Source organism: Rickettsia akari str. Hartford, from assembly GCF_000018205.1.
Classification (GTDB): Bacteria; Pseudomonadota; Alphaproteobacteria; order Rickettsiales; family Rickettsiaceae; genus Rickettsia; species Rickettsia akari.
In genome coordinates this window covers 1,208,960-1,231,060 of record NC_009881.1, presented here as the reverse complement: position 1 = coordinate 1,231,060, position 22,101 = coordinate 1,208,960, and the positions used below count along the sequence as shown (strand labels likewise).

Genomic DNA, 22,101 nt, shown 5'->3' with positions numbered 1-22,101 from the left:
ACTTTACACATGTAATTGTGGATAAATTTTTTAATAACTTATTATTTTTACTATTAAAATCTATTAAAAAATTTCCTCAAATCCTTATTAAATCAAGTAAATCTAGTGTGCTTTCTTTTAAATAAATAGTTTGTGGATAAAATTGTGAATAAATATCATTTTTCTTTGAAAAAATAGTCTTTTCCAAGATATAAATGAATTTTACACTTAATTATCCACTTGTATAAATTCATTATAAACTTATGTGAATAATAATTAAAATACCTATATTTTTAAGAATATTTTAATAAAAATTTTGTTGATAACTCTGTTTAAAACATTTAACTTACATAATTCTGTTTACATACACAACAATAATAAATATATTTATTATTTTAGTATTTAGTATGAATCAAATTTCAAATCCGTTGAAAGGAAATAATAATAAAATACCTATTTGGTTTATGCGTCAAGCAGGCAGATATCTGTCAGAATATAAAAAAGTAAGAGAAACAACAAAAAATTTTCTAGATTTTTGTTATGATGTTAACAAAGCAACGGAAGTAACATTACAACCGATAAAACGTTATGGATTCGATGCAGCTATTATTTTTTCTGATATATTAGTTTTACCTCATGCTTTTGGATGGGAAATAGATTTTAAAGAAAATATAGGACCTATATTAAAGCAGTTTAAATCACAAGAAGATTTTAAATATCTACAAAGCAATCCGAATAATAAATTAGGGAAAGTTTACGAAATAATAAAAAAAGTAAAAGCAGACTTAACTTCCACCACTTCTTTAATAGGATTTGCAGGTAGTCCTTGGACAGTTATGAGTTATATGCTAGAAGGAAAAGGAAAACATGATTTTAAAACGAGCAAAAAATTTATATATGAAAATAAAATACTTGCTAAAGAATTATTAAATTTTATTACGGAAAAAACAGCTGATCATCTTATAAATCAGGCAAAATCTGGGGCAGATGTCTTAAAGCTTTTCGATTCATGGTCAGGAGTACTTCCAGAAGATGAGTTTACTAAATTTGTAATAGAGCCGACAAAAAAGATTATACTGAAAGTAAAAGAAGTTTTTCCAAAAATTCCTATGATTGCTTTTCCTAAAGGAGCTGGATTATTGTACGAAAAATTTATAAAAGAAGTACCAGTAGATATTTTAGCTGTAGATCAAATGGTCCCTCTTGAAAAAATGAAAAAGTGGAGTGACAAGGTAATAGTACAAGGTAATTTAGATCCTGTTGTATTATTAACTAATAAAGAAATTATCAAAGAAAAAGCTTATAAAATTATTCAGGAAATGAAAGGAAAGAATTTTATCTTTAATTTAGGACATGGTATTTTGCCTAAAACACCTCCGGAAAATGTAGAATTTTTAACAGAGTGTATTAGGTCTTGTGAATAAAAGAAGAAAAATAGCAATAGTACTTTTTAATTTAGGAGGTCCAAAAGACCTTAAATCAGTGAAGTATTTTCTGTTTAATCTGTTCTATGACAAAGCTATAATTAATCTACCGAATCCATTACGATATATTATTGCAAAAATAATTTCTATCACTAGAGAGAAAAAATCTCAAAAAATTTATTCTTTAATCGGTGGTAAATCTTCTTTACTTCAGGAAACAGAGGAGCAGAAATTAGCACTAACCGAAAAGTTAAAACAACTTATAAAAGAAGATTTTGCTATTTTTATAAATATGAGATATTCAGCACCGTTTGCTAAAGAAGTAATAGGTCAAATAAAAATATATAATCCGAGTGAAATAATATTATTGCCTCTATATCCTCAATTTTCAAGTACTACGACAGGATCATCGGTTAAAAATTTTTTACAAAACCTTGATATTGATATTCCAATTAAAACAATTTGTTGTTATCCTACAGAAGAACATTTTATAAAAACCCATGTTTCATTGATTAATGAAAAACTCAACGATAAAAATTTTCGTGTATTATTTTCTGCTCACGGGTTACCAGAAAAAATAATAAAAGCAGGTGACCCTTATAGTTTTCAGATAAAAGAAACTGTAAAAGCAATAGTCAAAGAATTAAATATAAAAGATCTAGATTATAAGATAACTTACCAAAGTAGAGTAGGACATATAGAGTGGTTAAAACCAAATACGGAAAATGAAATAGAGCTAGCAGGAAAGTTAAAAAAAAACATAATTATCGTACCTATATCATTTGTATCCGAGCATGTTGAAACACTAGTAGAACTTGATATTGAATATAAATTAATCGCAGATAAATATGAAATTCAATATACTCGAATTCCGACACTTGGAACAAATAAAATTTTTATTAATAGTTTGACAAATATATTGCTACGATTTATCAATAAGGTTGATACTAATTTAGTCACGAGTAGTTCTAGTACAAGAATATGTCCAAGCGAATTTACTAAATGTTTATGTAAATTAACAAATTAATAAGGAAAAGAATGGCAAGTTACTATCTATGGTTTAAGTCAGTACATCTGATATCTGCTATATGTTGGATGGCAGGACTTCTTTATTTGCCTAGAATATATGTTTATCATACCAAAGCTAAAACAGGTAGTGAACTGGATAGTACTTTACAAGTAATGGAGCTAAAATTACTCAGATTTATTATGAATCCGGCAATGATTAGCACATTTGTATTCGGTTTAATAAATGCTCATATTTATGGGTTTGTTGCTCTTGATACTTGGTTTCACATTAAAATGTTTGCAGTGTTAATTTTAGTGATATTTCACGGTTTACTTGTAAGATGGCGGAAATGTTTTGCAAACGGCAAAAATATCCATTCAGAAAAATTTTACCGTATAGTTAATGAAATTCCAGCTATTTGTATGGTTATTGCAGTAATAATGGTTATAGTGAAACCATTTGATTAATACTTATTCTGTTCTGTCGCCATAGATTGACCACAGTATCTATAAATACAACTTAAAATATTAAATAGTAATAATGATATAAATGAAAGCAATGCCTGTTCATATATATTTTGGCAATACCAAATATTGCTTTTAGTTCTTCTAAGCGTTTCTCCATTGCGTCGATATCTCTCTTTTTCAAGAGTCTTTCTAACAGCTCTCCTATCTCAATTTTAGAATTTATAAATTTTCTTTTGAAGTAAACCCTGTTACGAGTTCAGATAGGGTTTTGGTATTTTGGTTGAACATATGGACACAAACTTAAATTGCTCAAGTTTTAACCACCGAAGAGAAATAAACACTTGGTGGTTTTTTTGGAAGTAAGAAAACCATAAACGATAGCCATAATAGCCTTTATGTTTAAAGTATAGACTTTAAAAACCTTGGACATAACTATATTACTAACCCCGACCAAAATAAAGCAGAGGATAGAGTCATTTTATGGTCGACACAGATATCAAGTTGATTGAGAGGTTCTCTTACGACCCAAAATAGTATTTTGCTATCTCAGTTAAATGGTAAACATTATCAAACAGACTGTGCAAATACATAATCATTACTTCGTATTATACAATCTATTCCGTCTCCAAAAGCAGAACCATTTAAACAATATCTTGCTAAAGTTGGTTATGAAAGAATGCAGTAAATCTCTGATCCAGAAAAGTCCATTGATAGAGTAAGAGATAATTGGAAAAGATACGGGTGTAGTGAGAAGTGGATTCAGCAACGTATGATGATGCATGAAACACGAAATAAATTAACTGACTACTTGGAAAAATCATTGAAATAACAAAAGAGAGTGAATTTGTTATATTAACTAATATTATTCATCAAGAATTGACATGTATAATCATTAAAGAACACAAAAATATTAATGGCTTAAAAAATCAAAATTTACGTGATTACATAAACGAAGTAATTTTACTGCTTTTGCTGAATTATTACTCGTCATGTAGCAGAAACTAATAATACAACAGGAATGGAAGAAAAGAACATAGGAAGAAATATAGCTAAAAACGATAAAACGGCCTTGGAAAATAAAGCCGGTAAAAAAGTAATCTCAACAGAAAATTATTTATTGCATAAACTTACAAAGTAAAAAATTCTGATTTACAGAATGTTTTTAGTTGTTTTCTAGATTGCCACACAGCCTTACTGCTGCTCGCAAGGCATTGTTGCATGGACCGATAAAATCCACTGTGTCACTCCGTGTCTTGCTAACTATGTCCAGAAAAATAATAAAAAATACTAATAATTTTAGTATTTTAACTTGATCCTGTGGTCAAGCCACTGGATGACAAAGGTGAAATTGATCCAGTTTTGTGAAAAATACTCTCACTTTTAACATATGCTTCGACATACCGAAATAGCGTTTTGATATTTCGGTTATGGTTCTATATATAACTTCCAAAAAGTCAATTAAACTTTACTTCAGGTGGTAGCGACATTAATATTGCTTCAACATTTCCATCGGTCATTAAGCCGAATTTAGTACCGCGGTCATATAGCAAATTAAATTCTACATATCTACCTCGCCTTATAAGTTGGTATTCTTTCTGCTCAGCTGTCCAAGGTAAAAATAACTTACTTCTAACGATTTCAGGATATACCGATAATAAAGCCATACCTACATCCTGCGTAAAAGAAAAATCTTGCTCAAAATTACCGCTATTTAAGTAATCATAGAATATTCCGCCTACTCCTCTCGGCTCTTTTCGATGCTTTAGATAAAAATATTCGTCACATTGCTTTTTGAATTTAGGATAATAACCAGAATCATACTTATCGCACGCTTCTTTAAAAGCTGCATGAAACTTTTCAGTTTCGTTTTCTTCCGGATAGAAAGGTGTTAAATCGCCACCGCCGCCAAACCAACTTTTAGAAGTTTCTATATAACGAGTATTAAAATGCATAGCGGGAATTAGAGGTGATTTAAGATGTGCGACTAATGAAATACCTGTTGCAGAGAATTTCCCGTCTAGCTCTGCTCCTGGAATTTCGCTGCGGAATTCGGGAGAAAATTCACCGAATACGGTAGATATATTAACTCCAACTTTTTCAAATACTTCTCCTTTCATGAGAGACATGATACCGCCACCACCGCCGTTACGTTGCCAGCTTGTACGTACAAACTTAGCCGGTTTTAAACATTTTGTCTGTGCATATTCTTCCTCGATTTTTTCAAATTCTTTGCACAATAAATCACGTAAATTAGTAAACCAATTACTTGTTATTTCTTTATTTTCTATTTTCATAATTATTAAGCAAGGATTTAATTACTTTCCTCATCATATACATAATCACTAAAAATACGGCAGCAATGATCATAATATAAAAAGCCGGAGCATAAAATAAGCCTGTATGCTCTACAATCCAACGGGAAATAATAGGTGAAGTTCCGCCGAATATTGCTATTGCAAAATTGTAGCTGAAAGCAACACCAGTAAATCTTTGTTCTGCCGTAAACAAGGATATAACGAATATATAAGCCGTACCTGCTATACTTCCTGCGAGCATACCAAGCATTGTAAGAGCTATGATTTGTTGCCACATCTCTTCTGCTGACATGAGTAACATGGTCGGTAAAATTAATATCAAGATAGCAACACCAACAAGCGTTGCCATTTTAAATTTTCCGATAATATCGGCAGTACCGCCGGAAAGCGGCATCGCTATCATCGCAATAAATGAACTATACGCTAGATATGATAAAGCAATAGTATTACTAAGATGCATTACATTATAATAGAAAACATTTATGTAAGTTTTTACTAAATACATAACACTACTAGCGATAGCACCTATACACATAGTTAAAAACATTGATCTCCAAGCAGTTCTAATTACATTAGAAAAAGGTGCTTTAATAACTTGTTTCTTTTTCTCAAGCATTTTAAAAATCGGTGTTTCCGATACACGCAATCGCAAGTAAAATCCGGCAAGACCCATAAATCCGCCAAGCAGAAAAGCAAAACGCCAAGCAAAATCTATATGAGAAAAATAACGTTCAATTATAATACCGATAAATGTGGCAATTAACGTACCGGCAATATTTGAACCATGTACTAACCCTGCCGTAAAACCGGCTCTTAAGTTTTGACTATGTTCAAGGATAAAAATAGCCGCTCCCGTTCCTTCACCACTAATACATAAACCTTGAATAAGCCTCATTATAACTAAAGTTATAGGGGCATAAATCCCAATACTTGCATATGAGGGTATGAGACCCATGATAAAGGTCGGAATAGTCATACCTAGCATCGAGATTATTAAAGCGATACGTCTACCGTATCTATCGCCGATATAACCGAATAATATACCTCCCATCGGTCTTGTTAGAAAGCCGACTGCAAATACTCCAAGGCTTAGAATAGTTTTAATGAATTCTGATTCACCTGGAAAAAAAACTTGTCCAATAATCAGCGAAAAAACTGAATATACCGTAAAATCATAATATTCGAGTACATTACCTGAAATAGCAGATAAAAAAATGAACTTAGACCTATTCATCGAGCTTTAAATAACTTAATTACTATTACTAATTAGTTATTATAGACAAGTTACATCATTTATAAAGTGTAAAGTTTAAACTAATTGTGATAAGAAAGTTTTTGCATGAACTATTACAGGATAATTATAACTGAAGCAATCAATTTCCTTATATTCCATGTTAAGTACTACTTGAAAGGCAAAATGGCAATTTTAAAGTTCTTGAAAATATTTTAAATTTGAGTTTAATTATTGATTTGAAGAAGTTTTAGCTTTAACTAACATCCATGGTTTGTTATTTTTTTTACTAATCCTAAATCACTCTAAAAATGACAGAATTTTAATAAATGATTTGCAATAAAATTTTCATGTCTTGCTCCCATATCTTCTATAAGCGACCAGTTCCATAGATATTAATTTTGGCTCTTTTATTAAACTTCTAGGAATATAGATAAATACGATAACTATAAAAAAACGACTCAAATTACTCAAGCCATCTTGTAATGGTTGGAATCGATACTTTAATTTTATTTGCAAGAGAGATATAAGATGCTTATCCTCCTATAGAGGAAATCAAAAAGCTTCCTAAGACTTCCATTTGAGATAATCCTTGTATTTGTGTTAACTCTCTAATATCTTCTTTAAAAAGCTGAGTATTTTTACTTGTTCTTCCATACATGCCAAAATTTGGAAGAATTCTTAAGATAAGGATTAGGAAAACCACCAAATTTAAATAAGGATTCCAATTGTTCTTCAGATATTTTTTTGGTTAGACTATTAAATTTTTCTATTACTTAAGCTAGTGTCAAATGGTGTATACGATATGGAAAATATCTTCCCATCATACTATCACCGCCTTTTTTATATACTCCAAGCTTTGAGCTGCTGGTAACTATAATGTAAGCTTGTTCTGCATAAACATCGTTAAATTCTTTTAAAAAGTTTGCAAGTTTGAGAATTTATGTAGCTCATCAAAAGTCACGATAGGGTTATATTTAAGTAGTAATTTTTATCTATTACTTTTTTAGCTAAAGTAGTTTTACCGACTTGAGAGGCTCATTCTATAAAAACAATTTACCTATTTTCTTGCAAGTGATTTTTTAATTACTAATTCATAAATCCTTTTCATATATTTATTATGACTATTATAACGTGCATATTAATTTGGTCGTATAATATATACGTTATAATGGTCAAGCACTTATAATCTAGTTATCCTCTAGTGTGAACTACCGGAATTCTTACTTTTTGTAAGCTTAGCACCTTTTGGTTTTTTAATTCCCATAAATTTCTATTCTTCTTGTTGTTTTCGTAGTTTTTCTCATATTTTTGCAGCTTCTCTGATATCTTTAAGAGCACTTTTTACGTGCTTTGTGTTAAGATTCATAACACCTCTTGAAGTCTTAATATCTTCTATCAAAATATTTTATGTATGTAGAAGTACTTAAATGATAAACTCCGATACTTTTTTGTATAAACTGATTTTGATTTTGTAAAGCTTTGCCTTCTAACATCTAAGAATTTACCATTTTTTTGAAGAATAGTTTCATCAAGCTTAATATTCTCATCTAATACTACTTTTCCAAAATCACCTACCTCTCCAATTTGTAGCATTAAGATCATATACGTCAACTTCTATGGATCTACAAAATTCTTTTTCTTTTACTTCTTTAACTTATCATATAACTAACTGCCCATCTATGGGTCTACCAAGTTCATCTTTAAAATAAATTAATTTGGTATTTTTTACTCTATGTAATTTCTTCAGTTTGAAAATGTAGATGTTTTTTTTTTGCATAAATTCCTCCTTGAATAAATTTTGATTTATTTCAAGTGTAAAGGGGTAAATTAAATTCTTGCAATAAGTTTTTATTGTTAGTTATTTCTCAATAACTAACAAATACTAGGAATTAAAAACTACTGCGCCGTCCAGCCGCCATCTATCAAGAGTCCACTACCTGTTATTGATGATGCTTTTTCATCACATAAGAATATTACTAAGTTTGCTATTTCATCAGCTTCTACAAATTTTTTCGTAGCTTGGGATTTAAGGATTACATCCATTAACGCTGATTCTTCACTGATATGCCTAGCTTTAGCAGTATCTGCTATTTGATTCTGCACGAGCGGTGTGTTGACGTAACCGGGACAGATAGCATTAACTGTAATATTATTCTCAGTCACTTCTAAAGCAACGGTTTTGGTAAGCCCAATGATACCATGCTTTGCTGCTACATATGTCGACTTAAAGGTGATGCGACATATGCATGAGCGGAAGCAATGTTAACAATTCGTCCAAAGCCATTTTTTTCATAATCGGTATTGCATATTTTGTAGTATAGAAAGAGGATATTAAATCTATACGCAAAATTTGCTCCCATTTATCTTCAGGAAATTCATCGATAGGAGCAACATGAGACATATTAGTAAATAATGCCGGTATTCAGCATGTTGCTCCTATCGATCTGAATATCGGCATTATTTACTAATATGTCTATTTTACCGAATTCTTTTATTATTTTCTCAAACATAGAACGTATTTCTTCAGGTTTTACCAAATTTATTCCTTGATAAAATGCGCTACTTGTACCAAGCTTTTTCAATTCTGCTAAAATTTTGGCTACTTCATTTTTTTTCAAAACCGTTAATAACTATTTTAGACTCAAGTTTTGCAAAATGTTTTGCTATCTCAAGCCCGATACCGCTAGTAGAACCGGTAATTACTGCTACTTTGTCTTTCATTTTACCTCCTGTCGTGTGTCATTCTGTGACTTGTAAGCTAAACCGTCATTGCGAGGGAATTGCGTAGCAATTGACGAAGCAATCTCAGGAGTTTTGTTATTATTTCATGAGATTGCCACGCAACCTACGGCTGCTTGCAATGACGATTTAGCCGGTACAAACCACGGCATGACATAGTTAATCAAGTAGTATTTGTCTTTTATTTAAAAGTAACTTATATTAGATTTTACTTAAAGAAATAATGTATAAATCTATGGAAATTGTTAATAGCGTTGATGTATCTGTATCTTGCCATGGCAAAGAACCTCCATATGACCATCCAAAAATTTATTTAGAGATAGATAAGGAAAAAAAGGAAGTTATCTGCCCATATTGTAGTAAGAAATTTAAATTAGTAACAAAATGACTATCAAATTTCTTTCAGAAAATACTATAAACCGAATTGCTGCCGGTGAGGTTATAGAAAGACCCGCATCGGTAGTAAAGGAATTAGTTGAAAATGCTGTTGATGCTGGTAGTACAAAAATAGATATTATTTTAGAACGTGCCGGTAAAAATCTAATCATTATTTCCGATGACGGTATCGGTATGACTGATAAGGAATTAGAAATTGCCGTTGAACGTCACACAACTTCTAAGCTTGATGAAAGCGATTTCCTAAATATTCATACTTTCGGTTTTCGAGGTGAAGCATTGCCGTCTATTGCTGCCATTAGCAAAATGCTAATTACTTCTAAGAAACAAGGGTATGACAAAGCATTTCAGATTAAGTTAATCGGTGGTAATGAAAAACAAGTTACTATTTCTGTTCATAATGAAGGTACTAAAATAGAGATACGTGATTTATTTTTCGCAACACCTGCACGTTTAAAATTTCTTAGATCCGACAAAACTGAGCTTGTAGCAACAGTAGACGTGGTTAAGAAAATCGCTCTAGCACATCCTAAAATTTCTTTTAGCTTAACGCATGATGACAGAAATCTGTTAAAGTTTAAAGGACACAATAAAGATGTAGAAACTAACCTAAAACAGCGTATAATTGATGTAATAGGTGATGATTTTATAAAAAATGCTGCTTATATAGATTTCAAAACTCCTGATTTCTCTATTTGCGGCTATACTAGTATCCCGACATATAATAGAGCTTCAAGTGAAGATCAGTTTTTATTTATCAATAATAGACCGGTAAAAGATAAGTTGCTACAAGTAGCTTTAAGGGTAGCATATCAGGATTATTTAGCTCGTGATCGTTATCCGCTGTGTGCTATATTCTTACAAATCGATCCGCAGCTTGTTGACGTTAACGTACATCCGGCAAAAGCAGAGGTTAGATTTCATGACCCGAATTATGTACGAAACTTATTAATAGAAGCGATTAAAAATGCTTTAACAAATACAAGCCATGTTACTTCTACTACTATCGCCTCTGATGCTCTTCAGTTATTTAAAAATCATTTAGTTAACAAACAACCATCAGTAAGTAAAGCTGTAAGCGTGAATAGCAAACCTACAGATTATAGACCTGCTATGTCGCCTAGTTTTAAATCTACGCCAAATACTGATTGTCAAAAACTAATCGATACATTACCGCACGCTAAAATAGAACAAGAAGTAGAAAGGCGTATAGAACGTGAGCAGCAAGCCCATAAACAATATAAACTTGGTGCAGCTAAAGCACAACTTCATACTACTTACATTATTTCACAAACCGAAGATAGTATAGTAATTACCGACCAGCATGCAGCACATGAACGTTTAGGATATGAAAAAATAAAAGATTACCTTAAAACGGAAGAGTTAATAAGACAGCGTTTGCTTATTCCTGAGATAGTAGAACTGCCAAATGAAAGAAACGCAGATTCTTTATATGAAAATAGAGAAAAACTATATAAACTTGGTTTAACTCTAGAAAAATTCGGTGAGAAATCTATTATAGTGACTGAAATTCCAAATATCCTTGGAGATGTCAACGTACAAAAATTAATTCATGATCTCGCTGATCATTTATCGGATTTCGGTGAGAATATAGCTTTGACGGAGTTAATAGAGCATGTGACAGAAACTTATGCCTGTCATTACTCTATTAGAGCAGGACGAAAATTGTCGGCAGATGAAATGAATGCTTTACTGCGTCAAATGGAAAATACGCCGTTTTCAGGTCAATGTAATCACGGCAGACCTACTTATATTGAGTTGAAGCTTAAGGATATCGAACGCTTATTTGGACGGTAGTGAATAGGTATTGCCTAGGGGAGCATAACGTTTTGATATCATTCCCGCTTTTGCGGAAATGATATCATTTTAGGCAATGCAGGTTAAATTATTTCATTTTACTTGACTATTTTTCAATTTCGTTTTATTCTGCCTTCCTTAATAATAAAATAATATCTTGATTTAAGGTGTCAGCTAATGGCAAAGAAGAATAAAAATGTTTTGGTAAGGCTAGTAAGTACTGCTGGAACAGGTGTTTTTTGGGTAAAAAAACGTAATCCAAAAACCCAAACCGAGAAGCTTTCTTTTCGTAAGTATGATAAAGTAGTTAGAAAACATGTTCTTTTTAAAGAAGAAAAAATAAAATAATTGTAAGTAATATATGGCAGTAAAAATTCGTTTAGCTAGAGGCGGTGCTAAAAAGCGTCCTTTTTACCGTGTAGTAATAGCTAACGCAGCAGCACCTCGTGACGGTGACTTTTTAGAAAAAGTCGGAACTTATAATCCGATGCTTGCTTCAGATAATAGTGAGCGTGTGGTTTTAAAAAAAGATCGTATAGAATATTGGCTTGGCACCGGTGCTAAACCAACTGAACGAGTCGCAAAATTTATTGAGCAAGCTGGTCTTACTCTTCCTGAGAAAGTTAAAAAAGAAATGGATGTTAAAGCAAAAAACCGCAAAGCTAGATCAAGTAAACAGGAAGCTAAAGAAGCTTAGTTTATTGCTACATGATGCTTGCGTGTTACGCGGATTGAAGACCTACTTGATGTCATTCCTGCAAAAGCGGGAATCTAGTGTAAAGCGAGATAAATCGGGCTTTTAATTTCAAAATTTGCTATATTTATGCCTTTTTTGGATTCCTGCTTCGCAGGAGTGACATCAGGGCATTTTTGCACACATCTTTTCTTTTGTAGTCATATTAATATGCCGGATTAGCTCAGTGGTAGAGCAACCGCCTTGTAAGCGGTAGGTCATCAGTTCAAATCCGATATCCGGCACCATCAAGATTTTTTTGTTATACCGGGGATCATTTTATGTCATTCCTAGCTAGAAGCAGAATCCATCATAAAGCAAGATAACCTAAGCTTTTAATTTCAAAAATTTGCTGTATTTATATTTTTTTCTAGATTCCTGCTTCTAGCTAGGAATGACATAAGAGCAATGCAATAAAGCCGTTTTTCACTAAGATTAACATCTTTTAAACTATGATCGTAATCGATAAAATATCTTATAGATCTGTGGGGTTTGATAAACGTATTAAATTCCTAGTGCTACATTATACACAGTGTGATTTTAAGCAGTCTTTAGATTTTCTAACCGGTGAAAAGTTAAGTAGCCATTATTTAATAAACAATGAAAACCCTGAACATATATTTCAATTAGTAGAAGAGCATGATAGAGCATGGCATGCTGGAGTAAGTTACTGGCAAGGTCATGAGCGTATTAATGATACATCAATTGGTATTGAAATCGTAAATCCTGCATTTGAAATAAATACAAAAAATAATAATATAGTTTGGATACCATATGCGGAAAGGCAAATTAATAGTGTCATAAGTTTGTGTAAACAGATTATCGCTAAATATGATATTAAACCTACTAGAGTGGTCGGGCATTCTGATATTGCTCCAGGTAGAAAACAGGATCCTGGTCCGCTATTTCCTTGGAAACTATTATATAATAACGATATTGGAGCATGGTATGATGAACAAGTGTTTAACGATCTATTGCCGCAAATCGACATAACCAATATTGCAGCAATTCAGCAAAAATTTATTACATACGGTTATAAGCTTGAAGCTACTGGAATTTTAGATTCTAAAATGAAAGATGTTATAATTTCGTTTCAAATGCATTTTCGTCCTAGTAATTTTTCCGGCGATTTGGATGCTGAAACCATAGCAATTTTAGATGCATTAATATTGAAATATAAATCTGAGTTAAGTAATTAATATGACACATTTATAATATGCTACAATTTATAACTATACCGAATCTTATGGATTATCGGGTTACTTTGAAATTAATGGAAGATTACGTTAATAAAGTAATTAGTGATAATGAGCTGGAAGTTGTTTATTTAGTTGAACATTCGGAAGTATATACAGCCGGTACTAATTATAAACAAGAAGAATTATTAAATTACGGTGATATTCCTGTAATTTACACAGGACGTGGCGGTAAATTTACTTTTCATGGACCGGGTCAGCGTGTTATTTATCCAATTCTTAATTTAGCTTCACCAAATCGACACAAAGATTTAAAGCTATATATAAGAATGCTTGAAGAATGGATTATAAATAGCTTAAATTATTTTGGAATTAAAGCATATCTTATTAAAGATAAAGTAGGAATTTGGGTAAAAGTAAGAAAAGATGAATTTGCTAAAATTGCTGCAATAGGTGTCAGAGTAAGAAAATGGGTTACATATCACGGTGTATCTATAAATATTTCAACAGATTTAAGTAAGTTTAGAGGGATTATTCCTTGTGGACTTGAAAATTCTTTAGTAACATCTTTAAATCAGTTAGGAATTCATATTGAAATGTCTGAATTTGATAAAATTATTCAAAATGAATTTAATAAAATATTTAAATGATCAGAAAATTTTTACTCACAATTTTAGCAATTTTTGCTCTTTGGGTCGGTGGTATTGGTTATTTTTTATATTTAATAAATTCTTATAAGTTCAATAGTAATACCACTAATGCAATAATAGTATTTGCAGGAGGAGGACATAAAATTGAAACCGGTATTGCTTTGCTCAAAGCAGGCTATGCACCTATATTATTTATTATCGGTATAGAATCTACAGAGCAATTAAGAAATTTGTTAAAGGAACGTAATGTTATAGAACAGCAGGTAATACTTGCTCCGAATAAAATAATGTCTGAAGAAGATAATATTAAGAAAGCGGTTGATTTTATTGTAACTTACAATCTTGCTTCAGTAATTTTAGTAGAATATAATTATAATATGCCTTTTATGCTAAATAAGCTTGAAAAAGAGATTCCTTCTTCCAATAATATCTATATAGTACAATATCCTGTTTTTTTCAAACAAAAATATGATGTGTTATTAAAATCCTATAATCGTTATTTAATGAGTATAGTAAACTGATCCCCACTTTGTGCTTCGTTATTAGCATTGTTGTGAGGATCAGTTTCATCTCTGTCATCCCCGTGGCTTGACCACGGGATCCAGTTAAAAATCTAAAATTATTAGTATTTTTATTGTTTTTATGGACCCCTTGGATTTCATCGGTCCACGCAACAATTTCTTCGTTGTTCGTCGGCTTGTCTATTAGTTATAGACTTCGATCCTCACGCTTGTCAGAAAATGGGTATGTTACTCAAGGTAGAGCTTCTTAGGTTCTTTACTCTTTTCTAGTACAATATTTTAGAACGGATACGCCAAATAATGCAGAAATTAAAGAGCCTATTATTACTGCAGCTCTCATAGAGTTTGAAGGACAACTACTATCAAACGTAATACTACCTATAAATGAACTTAGGGTAAATCCAATTCCTCCAAGTATAGATATAGAGTAAAATTTTAACCATGAGGTATCACTTGATAAATTACAGAGTTTAAATTTTACAAGTGGATATGAAAATAGCATAATAACTAATTGCTTACATTACAAATAAACCAAATATTATCCCATAAATTAAAGCAAGTATTGAGTTGGAACGGGTGCCTTTAAATACAAAATTTTCTAAAAGGATACCGTAATTCATAAATACAAAAAGCTGTAAAATAATGTAATTTACAAAAGGACGAGTTAAGTTGTCAAGTTTTTTAAAAGAAGTGTTACATTCTCCCTTTATATTAACATGTATAAAAAGTGTTATAACAGCTCAGCATAAAGTACCGTGAATACCTGACTCCATCATACTAATCCATAATAATAAACCTACAGCTATAGAATACAATAATTGTTTAACTTGTCTATAATTCAATATAAACAAGATGAATATAATTACAGAGGAAATTAATAATGCTGGAGTATTGATTGTTTTAGTATAAAATCAGGATAGTATAATTGGCGCAAAAGCATCGTCAATTAATGAGAAACCTATAATAAAAGTTCGTAATTCTAAAGATATATGTCGACTGAAAAAAGATACAATACCAAGGACAAAAGCAGTATCGGTTGCTATAGGAACAGCCCATCCTTTTATTAATCCAGGTTTATCATAATTAAAAAATATGTATATTAAGGCATGAACTACCACACATCCAATGGCTGTTGCCTAACGTAATAATAGTTTTTTTATTTTTATATTCACATTCTACTAGGTGAAATTTCATTTCTAAACCTATTAATAAAAAGAAGAATGTCATGGGACAGTCATTAACGAACTCTATAAAAGTTGTTTGTAAACTTACATTTAAATAAAAGAAGAATAATATTTTTCTAGCAAAATATTATTGCTGACAATTATTGCTAAAGTAAAAGCAATAATTTTAATAATATACCGGCAAAAGTACCAGATTTCATTAATTTTTTAATTGATTATTTATACCAATGATTTTAATATTAGTTATAACAAGCTCATAATAATAAGTTATTTAAACTCATTAAGAAAGTCAGAAATCTATGTCAATCCATAGTGATAATTTATTTTTTAGTGAGCTAAAAAGTTGTTTTTGTACTTTTATAATCTTATATAATAAGTGTAAGAAGATATAATTATTAATTACAAAATAAAAATATCTAAGCAATTCTTATGTTAGCAGAACAGAAAACTGAATGGATTATCAGTAATAACATTGTAAATAAGGGCTTGCATATAGATAATGATACTAAAAAGAATGTTTATTTCCAAAAATCAAAATCAAAAACAGAACATACAATATTAAACGGAAAAAGACCGGATTATATCTTATATGAAAGTAATAATGATAAACCTATTGTAATAATAGAAGCAAAAAAACATGAGCAGATTTAAGGCGAGCTTTGGATCAAGCAATGGAATATGCAACATTGCTTGATGTACCTATAGTGTTTGCAATGAACTGAGCTTTTGTTGCTAATAATAAAGAGCTTATATTAAAGTGATGAAGTAATGGAATTACTGCGTGAAAAAGAATTATTAGTTTTTTTAGAAGCAAACAGTAATGAAGTTTGGAATATACAGAAAGCAGTTAAAGTATCACGTGAAGAATTAATATCGATATTTAAAAACTTGAATAATCTTTTAAGAAGTGAAGGACTCCGAGCAGGAATAGAAAGATTTAGCGAATTTGCAAATATATTATTCTTAAAGTTATTAAGCGAAAATAACAAAAAATCTTGGTGGAATAATATCAAAGCACAATCAAACGATAATATTATCGGTTACATTAATAGCTATGTTATAGAATAAATACGGTGGTGATGTTCTTACGCCTATTTCTCTAAGTAATAATACTCTTCGTCATATTATTGATGCAATCGATCCTCTCATTTTATCTACAATTGATACTGATATAAAATGTGATGCATTTGAGTGTTTCCTAGAAAAATTATTTTGATTGAAAATAATTTTGGTGGATATTCTACACCGAGAAATATAATCAAAACAATTATTACCCTAATTGATCCAAAGTTTGGAGAAACTGTTTATGATCATTTTTGTGGTGCAGGTGGTGTTTTAACTGAAGTTGTTAATTATATAAAAGAAAATAATATAATTAACACTGAAGAAGATTTAGAAAAGTTAATGTTTAATACATTATATGGACGAGAGCTAACTAAAACTACTAGAATCGCAAAGATGAACACTGTTTTACAATGTTATGATGGACATAGTGAAATCCAGCAAATAGATACACTAAGAGTAGATGAGTTGTTTTTATTTTATACTAATAATGAAGCTAAATTAAATTCACTTTGGCAATGATTGATGTACATTCACTACTTAAAAGATTTGATTGGTTTTAAGTCTGTAACTCCTGAAAACGATGGTGCTATTGAGTATATTGATGATTTGCTTAAACAGCACGGCTTTAAGACCGAAATAAAAATATTCGGCGATTTTAAAAGCGAGCAAGTCACTAACCTTTATGCTATTTTTGGTAGAAATGAGCCTAATATTTGCTTTGTTGGTCATGTAGATGTAGTGCCGGTAGATAATCATGCGCTTTGGCATAATTCGAGTCCATTTAAGGCTAGCAAGCAAGATGGTAAGATATATGGCAGAGGTGCGGTGGATATGAAAGGGGCTATAGCGTGCTTTCTAGCAGCTAGCTTAGATTTTATAAAAAATAATGCCGGTTTTAAAGGTTCTATTAGTTTCTTACTTACTAGTGATGAAGAGGGGAAAGCAAAGCATGGCACTAAAGAAATGCTGCAATATATTTATGACCAGGGATATAAGGTAGATTTTGCTATTGTCGGTGAACCTACTTGTGAAAAAGAAATAGGCGATACAATTAAGATCGGCCGAAGAGGAAGTGTTAACTTTAAATTAAATATAGACGGTTTAGCAGGGCATGTAGCTTATCCTCATAAAGCAAATAATCCGTTGCCTTGCTTAATAAAAATATTGCATGAGTTAACGAATATAAGACTTGATGAAGGTACTGAATTTTTTCAAAATTCAAATCTTGAAGTAACGAATATTGATGTTGGTAATGAGACCTCAAATGTAATTCCGGCAAGTACTGAAGCATCTTTCAATATACGTTTTAATAATTTACATAGTGCAGAAACTTTAGCAAAACAGGTAGAAGAAATTATTAAACGATATTGCAAAGAATATAAGGTAGATTATAAGTTAGAATATAGTAGTTTTGCTGGAAGTTTTATTCAGAATCCTAGTGCTAAAATAAAAGAATTTGCTAAAGTAGTAGAGCATACTCTTAAAATAAAACCTAAATTCTCTACAAGCGGCGGTACGTCAGATGCAAGATTCGTCAAAAATTATTGTCCGTTAGTAGAATTCGGTTTATTATCCGAAACGGCACATAAAATAAACGAATACACAAAAATTAGCGATTTACAAAAATTATATGATGTGTATTATAATTTTTTGATTAAAATACTTTGATGTCATTGTTGTGTGGATCAGAAAATGTCATTGCGAGCAGCCGTAGGCTGTGCGGCAATCTCAAAAATAATAACAAATTCCTGAGATTGCGGACGTACAATTGCTATGCAATTTGCGTAGCTTAGACACAAAAACCGATCCACGCAACAATGACTTACGGTAACGACATTTCCATATGCGGATGTGATGAAACTGGTAGACATGCAAGATTTAGGTTCTTGTGCCGCGAGGCGTGGGGGTTCAAGTCCCTTCATCCGTACCATTTCTCTAATTTTGTAATTATTTAATTTCATAGTCTATTAATTACCTTGAAGTTACTTGTATATTAAATAAACGGCTTAATATTTTAGATAATTTTTTAATTTAATAAGAGTACAGCTATGCGTTCTACTTTCAGCAACAATACTGAAGAAAGTGAAGTGACAGAAGTTTCTTCTCAAACCACTACTTCCCAATAAATGTTATACATAATAATATAACTGGGGAAACGCTAAATTATTTAAATGAAAATCTTGTGAGATTTATAGTCAATAAAACAAGTGTAGCAAATTATTAAGTGTTAGTCCAAGGAGCAGACAATACTGATATACATTAATAGAACTGAATAAACAATTAATTATAAAATTCCATGCAGCAATTTAGTATTTATCAAACAAGCGATGAATTGCTTTTAAAATCGATATTGCTTCTGATAGAAAAATGCTATCACTATGATCTTAAAAGTGTGATATTAACTACAGATGCAGATCAACAAGAGATGCTCAATAAACATCTTTGGACTTATTCACGTAAGCAATTTATACCTCATGGTAGTAAACTTGATCCGCAGCCTGAAAAACAGCCGATTTATATTACCGATGAGTTACAAAATCCTAATAATGCTAGTGTGCTTATCATTATTTCACCTACAGCTATAGAAAAAATTTTACAAATTAAGGACTATGTAGAAGTGTTTAAAAGAATAATTATAATAACCGATTCACCGGAAGATTTAAAAGAATTAACAGTTAAAATAAATAAATTTACCGAGCAGGAAAATAAAATCGATTGTTTTACTCAAAATCTTCGTGGAACGTGGAATAAGGTAGAATAGATTTATATTCTTTTACGTACAAATAAATATAATCCGATCGTTAAAGCAATAACCAAATTGGAGTAACAAGCAAAAATAAAATCTAGATTTTTTGAAGCAAAATTTTGCAATATAAAATGAATTGAAGTAACTAGCAATACTGTTAAGGTAGAAAATAATACTGGCATAAAAGTTGTTTTTTTGCTATAAGGATATCTTAGAAAAACTGCAAGTGCTAAAAAAGGTAATACAAAATTATATAAAGGCCAAATTATTCTTTGATGTGCTTCAGCAATTAATTTAATTTTTTTAGTAATAACTAAATCATGAGTAGGGGCGAGTAATTCGCTTATATAATATTCGTTTGCTTCTTTATTATGTTGAGTTCTTTGTGATGCTAAATGATTATCATTTTGTAGCTTTATCATTAAAGAATCAAAAGTTAGTTGAGTTAAATTACCGTTTACGTCATATTCTTGTCTTAGACCTTTATTAAGTTCAAAAATCGGGTTGTTATCATATATATTAAGAGTACCTGAACCAGCAAATACTACTGATGGATTATCAGCATTGCGATTATCAAATATTATTACTCCGTTCATAATATTTCCTGCTGATTTTTTATCTATAAAAACAGTGATATCTTTCGTTACTTTATTAAAAGTTTTCTCTTCAATCATACTTGAGATATAATTATTCTTTATAAAGTTTAAATGTGATTTTAAGTTTATATGAGATAACGGCATGATGGTAGAAGATATATAATAAGCAAGTAGCATAACTATTAATGCGACATATAAAGCAGGCAATGCTAACTGTACATTATTAACTCCCGAAGCTTGTAATATAATTAATTGTCGCTCGACTTTTAAATTATTATAGATATAGATGATTGCAATAACCGTTATTACTGGTAACAGAATAAATAATAAAGTAGGAAGCACTAGAACTATTAAATTGAAGAAATCCATAACTTTTATACCTTTATCAAATAAGTATAAAAGTTTTAATATTTGTGTTATCCATACTATACTAGTCAATGAAAAAGTAACTACTATAAGCAGCGGTAAGATATTTTTTATAAAGTATTTTCGATATAGCAGCATAGATTTGTTCCAAATTTGTCATACCGTGGCTTGACCACGGTACCAATAAAAATAATAAAAAATACTAATATTTTTAACGGATTCCGCGATCAAGTCGTGGAATGATAATAGTAAGCATTACACCAACCTTTCTTATTATATTATTTGCAAAGATGCGATAAATTAATTTACCTATTAGTATTGTTATAAATGCAATAGCAATGCCGTAAATTATATCACTTGGGTAATGCATGGCAAGGCTTATGCGAGATAAAGATACGAGCATAATAACACAAATCATTAAGATTTTTAATGGTAATTTAATATAATCCAAAATAAAATATATTACTAAAACGCTAAGAGCTGCGTGGCTGCTTGGAAAGCTTGAAAAGCATCTTTCATTTGCAGTATTTATTATGGTCATGACACTATCCGCAGGAAGACTGCAATAAGGGCGAGGAAAATTAACTAAAAATTTAAGAGCGGTAAAAATTAAACCGAATACCCCGTATATTATACCGATTTCAACTAATTTATTATAACCGTGCCAAAATTTATTTTGTCGTTCATTATCATTTTTAATTTTCTTTAATTGAATATAAAAATATATACAGTATAAAATATATATTAAGGCGAAATTAGCGATATTAAAACAAAACGAAATTATTTTTAAAAAATAAGGTATAGAGCCGATATTAGTAATTTTATTCAAAAATAAGAATATTTCTTGATTTAAGCCGTAAAAATTATAAAAAACTTCAAACATCATTTTAAATATTTATGTTACAAGTCGTAGTACTCGGGTGTGGAGCATCTATAGGCGTACCGGTGATCGGGTGTGATTGCAGTATTTGTGCATCTCATTCAAAGTATAATAAAAGGACTAGATCAGCAATATATATTAACGATGAAAATAGTCAAATATTAGTTGATTTCGGTTTTGATATTAGAAATCAACTATTACGAGAAAAGATCAATAAGCTTGATTGTGCTATATTAACACATTATCATTCCGATCACGTTAACGGTATAGATGACTTACGGGTGTTTACTTTTATGCAAGGTAAGCCATTTAAAATCTATACAGATCACGATAGTACGGCAAATCTCTATACAAAATTTGATTATCTATTTACTAATAAGTTATTTAAGCTTGGGCGACTGTTCACAACGCAATCTGTTAGTTTTTTTGATAAAATTAAGATTAATACTATCGAAATACAATTTTTTAGACAACATCATGGTCCTATAGATAGTTTGGGCTTGCGTATAGGTGATTTTGTTTATTCGCCCGATGTAATCGATTTTCCGCCTGAATCGGAAAAATTTTTAAAAGATATAAAAATATGGATATTAGATTGTATGGATTATAAATCAAATCTGAATCATGCAGGGCTTGATAAAGTTCTAGAATGGCGTGAAAAATATCAACCTGAGCAGATATTATTAACTAATATGAGACATACAATAGATTATCATGAAATTACGAAAATGCTTCCAAATAACGTTAAACCGCTTTATGACGGTTATAGATTTACGGTTTAGT

At 30.7% G+C, this 22,101-nt stretch carries 27 protein-coding genes, 2 tRNA genes and 1 pseudogene; 19 read left to right on the top strand and 11 right to left on the bottom strand.

Annotated features, from left to right (window positions below; translation table 11 throughout):
- Nucleotides 1-386: 386 nt before the first annotated feature.
- The 4 genes from hemE to A1C_RS07495 all read left to right on the top strand — a co-directional run bounded on the left by hemE (nt 387) and on the right by A1C_RS07495 (nt 4,017).
- Complete coding sequence (hemE, locus tag A1C_RS06135) at nt 387-1,403, top strand: uroporphyrinogen decarboxylase (protein WP_012150224.1); 1,017 nt, start codon at nt 387-389, stop codon at nt 1,401-1,403.
- Entirely contained in the window at nt 1,396-2,430 is a 1,035-nt protein-coding gene (gene hemH, locus A1C_RS06130) for a ferrochelatase (RefSeq protein ID WP_012150223.1), read from the top strand. Before hemE ends, hemH begins: the two co-directional genes overlap by 8 nt.
- 11 nt (nt 2,431-2,441) lie before the next feature.
- Entirely contained in the window at nt 2,442-2,879 is a 438-nt protein-coding gene (gene hemJ, locus A1C_RS06125) for a protoporphyrinogen oxidase HemJ (RefSeq protein ID WP_012150222.1), read from the top strand.
- 1,018 nt (nt 2,880-3,897) lie between these two features.
- Entirely contained in the window at nt 3,898-4,017 is a 120-nt protein-coding gene (locus A1C_RS07495) for a hypothetical protein (protein WP_012150221.1), read from the top strand.
- 316 nt (nt 4,018-4,333) lie between these two features.
- Here A1C_RS07495 and hemF read toward each other — a convergent pair whose 3' ends face one another.
- From hemF to A1C_RS09170, 7 genes are all read right to left on the bottom strand, one after another.
- The gene (gene hemF / locus A1C_RS06115) at nt 4,334-5,173 is read right to left on the bottom strand and encodes an oxygen-dependent coproporphyrinogen oxidase (RefSeq protein WP_012150220.1); all 840 of its coding nucleotides are present in this window, start codon (nt 5,171-5,173) and stop codon (nt 4,334-4,336) included.
- Complete coding sequence (locus A1C_RS06110; protein WP_012150219.1) at nt 5,157-6,428, bottom strand: MFS transporter; 1,272 nt, start codon at nt 6,426-6,428, stop codon at nt 5,157-5,159. Before A1C_RS06110 ends, hemF begins: the two co-directional genes overlap by 17 nt.
- 1,395 nt (nt 6,429-7,823) lie before the next feature.
- Complete coding sequence (locus tag A1C_RS09030; RefSeq protein WP_012150217.1) at nt 7,824-8,030, bottom strand: hypothetical protein; 207 nt, start codon at nt 8,028-8,030, stop codon at nt 7,824-7,826.
- Nucleotides 8,031-8,324: 294 nt separating this feature from the next.
- Nucleotides 8,325-8,621, bottom strand: a complete 297-nt coding sequence (locus A1C_RS06290) for an SDR family oxidoreductase (protein WP_088124007.1) — start codon at nt 8,619-8,621, stop codon at nt 8,325-8,327.
- Nucleotides 8,622-8,652: 31 nt separating this feature from the next.
- On the bottom strand, nt 8,653-8,829 hold the full coding sequence (locus A1C_RS09025; protein WP_232279115.1) for a hypothetical protein: 177 nt from the start codon (nt 8,827-8,829) through the stop codon (nt 8,653-8,655).
- A gap of 1 nt (nt 8,830) precedes the next feature.
- Nucleotides 8,831-9,046, bottom strand: coding sequence for an SDR family NAD(P)-dependent oxidoreductase (locus A1C_RS09020; protein WP_269479058.1), 216 nt, complete (start codon nt 9,044-9,046; stop codon nt 8,831-8,833).
- Nucleotides 9,033-9,149, bottom strand: a complete 117-nt coding sequence (locus A1C_RS09170; RefSeq protein ID WP_157211914.1) for an SDR family NAD(P)-dependent oxidoreductase — start codon at nt 9,147-9,149, stop codon at nt 9,033-9,035. Before A1C_RS09170 ends, A1C_RS09020 begins: the two co-directional genes overlap by 14 nt.
- A gap of 241 nt (nt 9,150-9,390) precedes the next feature.
- Here A1C_RS09170 and A1C_RS07485 point away from each other — a divergent pair, with 241 nt between their 5' ends.
- The 8 genes from A1C_RS07485 to A1C_RS06060 all read left to right on the top strand — a co-directional run bounded on the left by A1C_RS07485 (nt 9,391) and on the right by A1C_RS06060 (nt 14,481).
- A complete protein-coding gene (locus A1C_RS07485) occupies nt 9,391-9,555 on the top strand; it encodes a zinc-finger domain-containing protein (protein WP_088124006.1) in 165 nt (54 codons plus the stop codon).
- Complete coding sequence (gene mutL / locus A1C_RS06090) at nt 9,552-11,381, top strand: DNA mismatch repair endonuclease MutL (protein ID WP_012150212.1); 1,830 nt, start codon at nt 9,552-9,554, stop codon at nt 11,379-11,381. Before A1C_RS07485 ends, mutL begins: the two co-directional genes overlap by 4 nt.
- Before the next feature lie 177 nt (nt 11,382-11,558).
- Nucleotides 11,559-11,729, top strand: coding sequence for a 50S ribosomal protein L33 (gene rpmG, locus A1C_RS06085; protein ID WP_004997072.1), 171 nt, complete (start codon nt 11,559-11,561; stop codon nt 11,727-11,729).
- A 13-nt stretch (nt 11,730-11,742) separates the two neighbouring features.
- Complete coding sequence (rpsP, locus tag A1C_RS06080; protein ID WP_012150211.1) at nt 11,743-12,078, top strand: 30S ribosomal protein S16; 336 nt, start codon at nt 11,743-11,745, stop codon at nt 12,076-12,078.
- 209 nt (nt 12,079-12,287) lie between these two features.
- Nucleotides 12,288-12,362 (top strand) — tRNA-Thr (locus A1C_RS06075).
- Between the two features lie 204 nt (nt 12,363-12,566).
- Nucleotides 12,567-13,313: an N-acetylmuramoyl-L-alanine amidase gene (locus A1C_RS06070; protein WP_012150210.1), complete on the top strand. Its 747-nt coding sequence runs from the start codon at nt 12,567-12,569 to the stop codon at nt 13,311-13,313.
- A 17-nt stretch (nt 13,314-13,330) separates the two neighbouring features.
- A complete protein-coding gene (gene lipB, locus A1C_RS06065) occupies nt 13,331-13,960 on the top strand; it encodes a lipoyl(octanoyl) transferase LipB (protein WP_012150209.1) in 630 nt (209 codons plus the stop codon).
- Nucleotides 13,957-14,481, top strand: coding sequence for a YdcF family protein (locus A1C_RS06060; protein ID WP_012150208.1), 525 nt, complete (start codon nt 13,957-13,959; stop codon nt 14,479-14,481). Before lipB ends, A1C_RS06060 begins: the two co-directional genes overlap by 4 nt.
- A gap of 256 nt (nt 14,482-14,737) precedes the next feature.
- Here A1C_RS06060 and A1C_RS09165 read toward each other — a convergent pair.
- Both A1C_RS09165 and A1C_RS09160 read right to left on the bottom strand, forming a co-directional pair.
- Nucleotides 14,738-15,608 (bottom strand): annotated as a pseudogene (locus A1C_RS09165) (Na+/H+ antiporter NhaA).
- A complete protein-coding gene (locus A1C_RS09160) occupies nt 15,565-15,708 on the bottom strand; it encodes a hypothetical protein (RefSeq protein WP_157211913.1) in 144 nt (47 codons plus the stop codon). The pseudogene A1C_RS09165 and the gene A1C_RS09160 overlap by 44 nt, the downstream one beginning before the upstream one ends.
- Nucleotides 15,709-16,094: 386 nt before the next feature.
- Between A1C_RS09160 and A1C_RS09005 the strand changes: the two genes are divergently transcribed.
- The 6 genes from A1C_RS09005 (at nt 16,095) to A1C_RS06020 (ending at nt 19,491) form a co-directional block, all read left to right on the top strand.
- A complete protein-coding gene (locus A1C_RS09005; protein WP_012150205.1) occupies nt 16,095-16,316 on the top strand; it encodes a hypothetical protein in 222 nt (73 codons plus the stop codon).
- A 117-nt stretch (nt 16,317-16,433) separates the two neighbouring features.
- Nucleotides 16,434-16,733 carry a hypothetical protein gene (locus A1C_RS09000; protein ID WP_012150204.1) on the top strand — a complete coding sequence of 100 codons (300 nt, stop codon included), beginning with the start codon at nt 16,434-16,436 and terminating at the stop codon, nt 16,731-16,733.
- A 144-nt stretch (nt 16,734-16,877) separates the two neighbouring features.
- Nucleotides 16,878-17,249: an N-6 DNA methylase gene (locus A1C_RS08995; RefSeq protein ID WP_232279114.1), complete on the top strand. Its 372-nt coding sequence runs from the start codon at nt 16,878-16,880 to the stop codon at nt 17,247-17,249.
- A gap of 3 nt (nt 17,250-17,252) precedes the next feature.
- Nucleotides 17,253-18,398, top strand: a complete 1,146-nt coding sequence (gene dapE / locus A1C_RS06030) for a succinyl-diaminopimelate desuccinylase (RefSeq protein ID WP_041816797.1) — start codon at nt 17,253-17,255, stop codon at nt 18,396-18,398.
- A gap of 177 nt (nt 18,399-18,575) precedes the next feature.
- Nucleotides 18,576-18,660 (top strand) — tRNA-Leu (locus tag A1C_RS06025).
- A gap of 366 nt (nt 18,661-19,026) precedes the next feature.
- On the top strand, nt 19,027-19,491 hold the full coding sequence (locus A1C_RS06020; protein WP_012150200.1) for a DNA polymerase III subunit chi: 465 nt from the start codon (nt 19,027-19,029) through the stop codon (nt 19,489-19,491).
- Nucleotides 19,492-19,493: 2 nt separating this feature from the next.
- On the opposite strand, the gene A1C_RS06015 is transcribed toward A1C_RS06020, so the two are convergent.
- Complete coding sequence (locus A1C_RS06015; RefSeq protein WP_012150199.1) at nt 19,494-20,576, bottom strand: LptF/LptG family permease; 1,083 nt, start codon at nt 20,574-20,576, stop codon at nt 19,494-19,496.
- A 73-nt stretch (nt 20,577-20,649) separates the two neighbouring features.
- A complete protein-coding gene (locus A1C_RS06010; RefSeq protein WP_041816796.1) occupies nt 20,650-21,321 on the bottom strand; it encodes a phosphatase PAP2 family protein in 672 nt (223 codons plus the stop codon).
- Between the two features lie 14 nt (nt 21,322-21,335).
- Here A1C_RS06010 and A1C_RS06005 point away from each other — a divergent pair, with 14 nt between their 5' ends.
- Nucleotides 21,336-22,100, top strand: a complete 765-nt coding sequence (locus A1C_RS06005) for an MBL fold metallo-hydrolase (RefSeq protein ID WP_012150197.1) — start codon at nt 21,336-21,338, stop codon at nt 22,098-22,100.
- Nucleotide 22,101 lies beyond the last annotated feature (1 nt).

Bases quoted from the DNA above. Each gene is read 5' to 3' on its own strand.
- hemE (WP_012150224.1), top strand. From the start codon at position 387: ATGAATCAAATTTCAAATCCGTTGAAAGGAAATAATAATAAAATACCT.
- hemJ (WP_012150222.1), top strand. From the start codon at position 2,442: ATGGCAAGTTACTATCTATGGTTTAAGTCAGTACATCTGATATCTGCT.
- A1C_RS07495 (WP_012150221.1), top strand. From the start codon at position 3,898: ATGGAAGAAAAGAACATAGGAAGAAATATAGCTAAAAACGATAAAACG.
- hemF (WP_012150220.1), bottom strand. From the start codon at position 5,173: ATGAAAATAGAAAATAAAGAAATAACAAGTAATTGGTTTACTAATTTA.
- A1C_RS06110 (WP_012150219.1), bottom strand. From the start codon at position 6,428: ATGAATAGGTCTAAGTTCATTTTTTTATCTGCTATTTCAGGTAATGTA.
- A1C_RS09030 (WP_012150217.1), bottom strand. From the start codon at position 8,030: ATGATCTTAATGCTACAAATTGGAGAGGTAGGTGATTTTGGAAAAGTA.
- A1C_RS09025 (WP_232279115.1), bottom strand. From the start codon at position 8,829: ATGTCTCATGTTGCTCCTATCGATGAATTTCCTGAAGATAAATGGGAG.
- A1C_RS09170 (WP_157211914.1), bottom strand. From the start codon at position 9,149: ATGAAAGACAAAGTAGCAGTAATTACCGGTTCTACTAGCGGTATCGGG.
- A1C_RS07485 (WP_088124006.1), top strand. From the start codon at position 9,391: ATGTATAAATCTATGGAAATTGTTAATAGCGTTGATGTATCTGTATCT.
- mutL (WP_012150212.1), top strand. From the start codon at position 9,552: ATGACTATCAAATTTCTTTCAGAAAATACTATAAACCGAATTGCTGCC.
- rpmG (WP_004997072.1), top strand. From the start codon at position 11,559: ATGGCAAAGAAGAATAAAAATGTTTTGGTAAGGCTAGTAAGTACTGCT.
- rpsP (WP_012150211.1), top strand. From the start codon at position 11,743: ATGGCAGTAAAAATTCGTTTAGCTAGAGGCGGTGCTAAAAAGCGTCCT.
- A1C_RS06070 (WP_012150210.1), top strand. From the start codon at position 12,567: ATGATCGTAATCGATAAAATATCTTATAGATCTGTGGGGTTTGATAAA.
- lipB (WP_012150209.1), top strand. From the start codon at position 13,331: ATGCTACAATTTATAACTATACCGAATCTTATGGATTATCGGGTTACT.
- A1C_RS06060 (WP_012150208.1), top strand. From the start codon at position 13,957: ATGATCAGAAAATTTTTACTCACAATTTTAGCAATTTTTGCTCTTTGG.
- A1C_RS09160 (WP_157211913.1), bottom strand. From the start codon at position 15,708: ATGACATTCTTCTTTTTATTAATAGGTTTAGAAATGAAATTTCACCTA.
- A1C_RS09005 (WP_012150205.1), top strand. From the start codon at position 16,095: ATGTTAGCAGAACAGAAAACTGAATGGATTATCAGTAATAACATTGTA.
- A1C_RS09000 (WP_012150204.1), top strand. From the start codon at position 16,434: ATGGAATTACTGCGTGAAAAAGAATTATTAGTTTTTTTAGAAGCAAAC.
- dapE (WP_041816797.1), top strand. From the start codon at position 17,253: ATGTACATTCACTACTTAAAAGATTTGATTGGTTTTAAGTCTGTAACT.
- A1C_RS06020 (WP_012150200.1), top strand. From the start codon at position 19,027: ATGCAGCAATTTAGTATTTATCAAACAAGCGATGAATTGCTTTTAAAA.
- A1C_RS06015 (WP_012150199.1), bottom strand. From the start codon at position 20,576: ATGCTGCTATATCGAAAATACTTTATAAAAAATATCTTACCGCTGCTT.
- A1C_RS06010 (WP_041816796.1), bottom strand. From the start codon at position 21,321: ATGTTTGAAGTTTTTTATAATTTTTACGGCTTAAATCAAGAAATATTC.
- A1C_RS06005 (WP_012150197.1), top strand. From the start codon at position 21,336: ATGTTACAAGTCGTAGTACTCGGGTGTGGAGCATCTATAGGCGTACCG.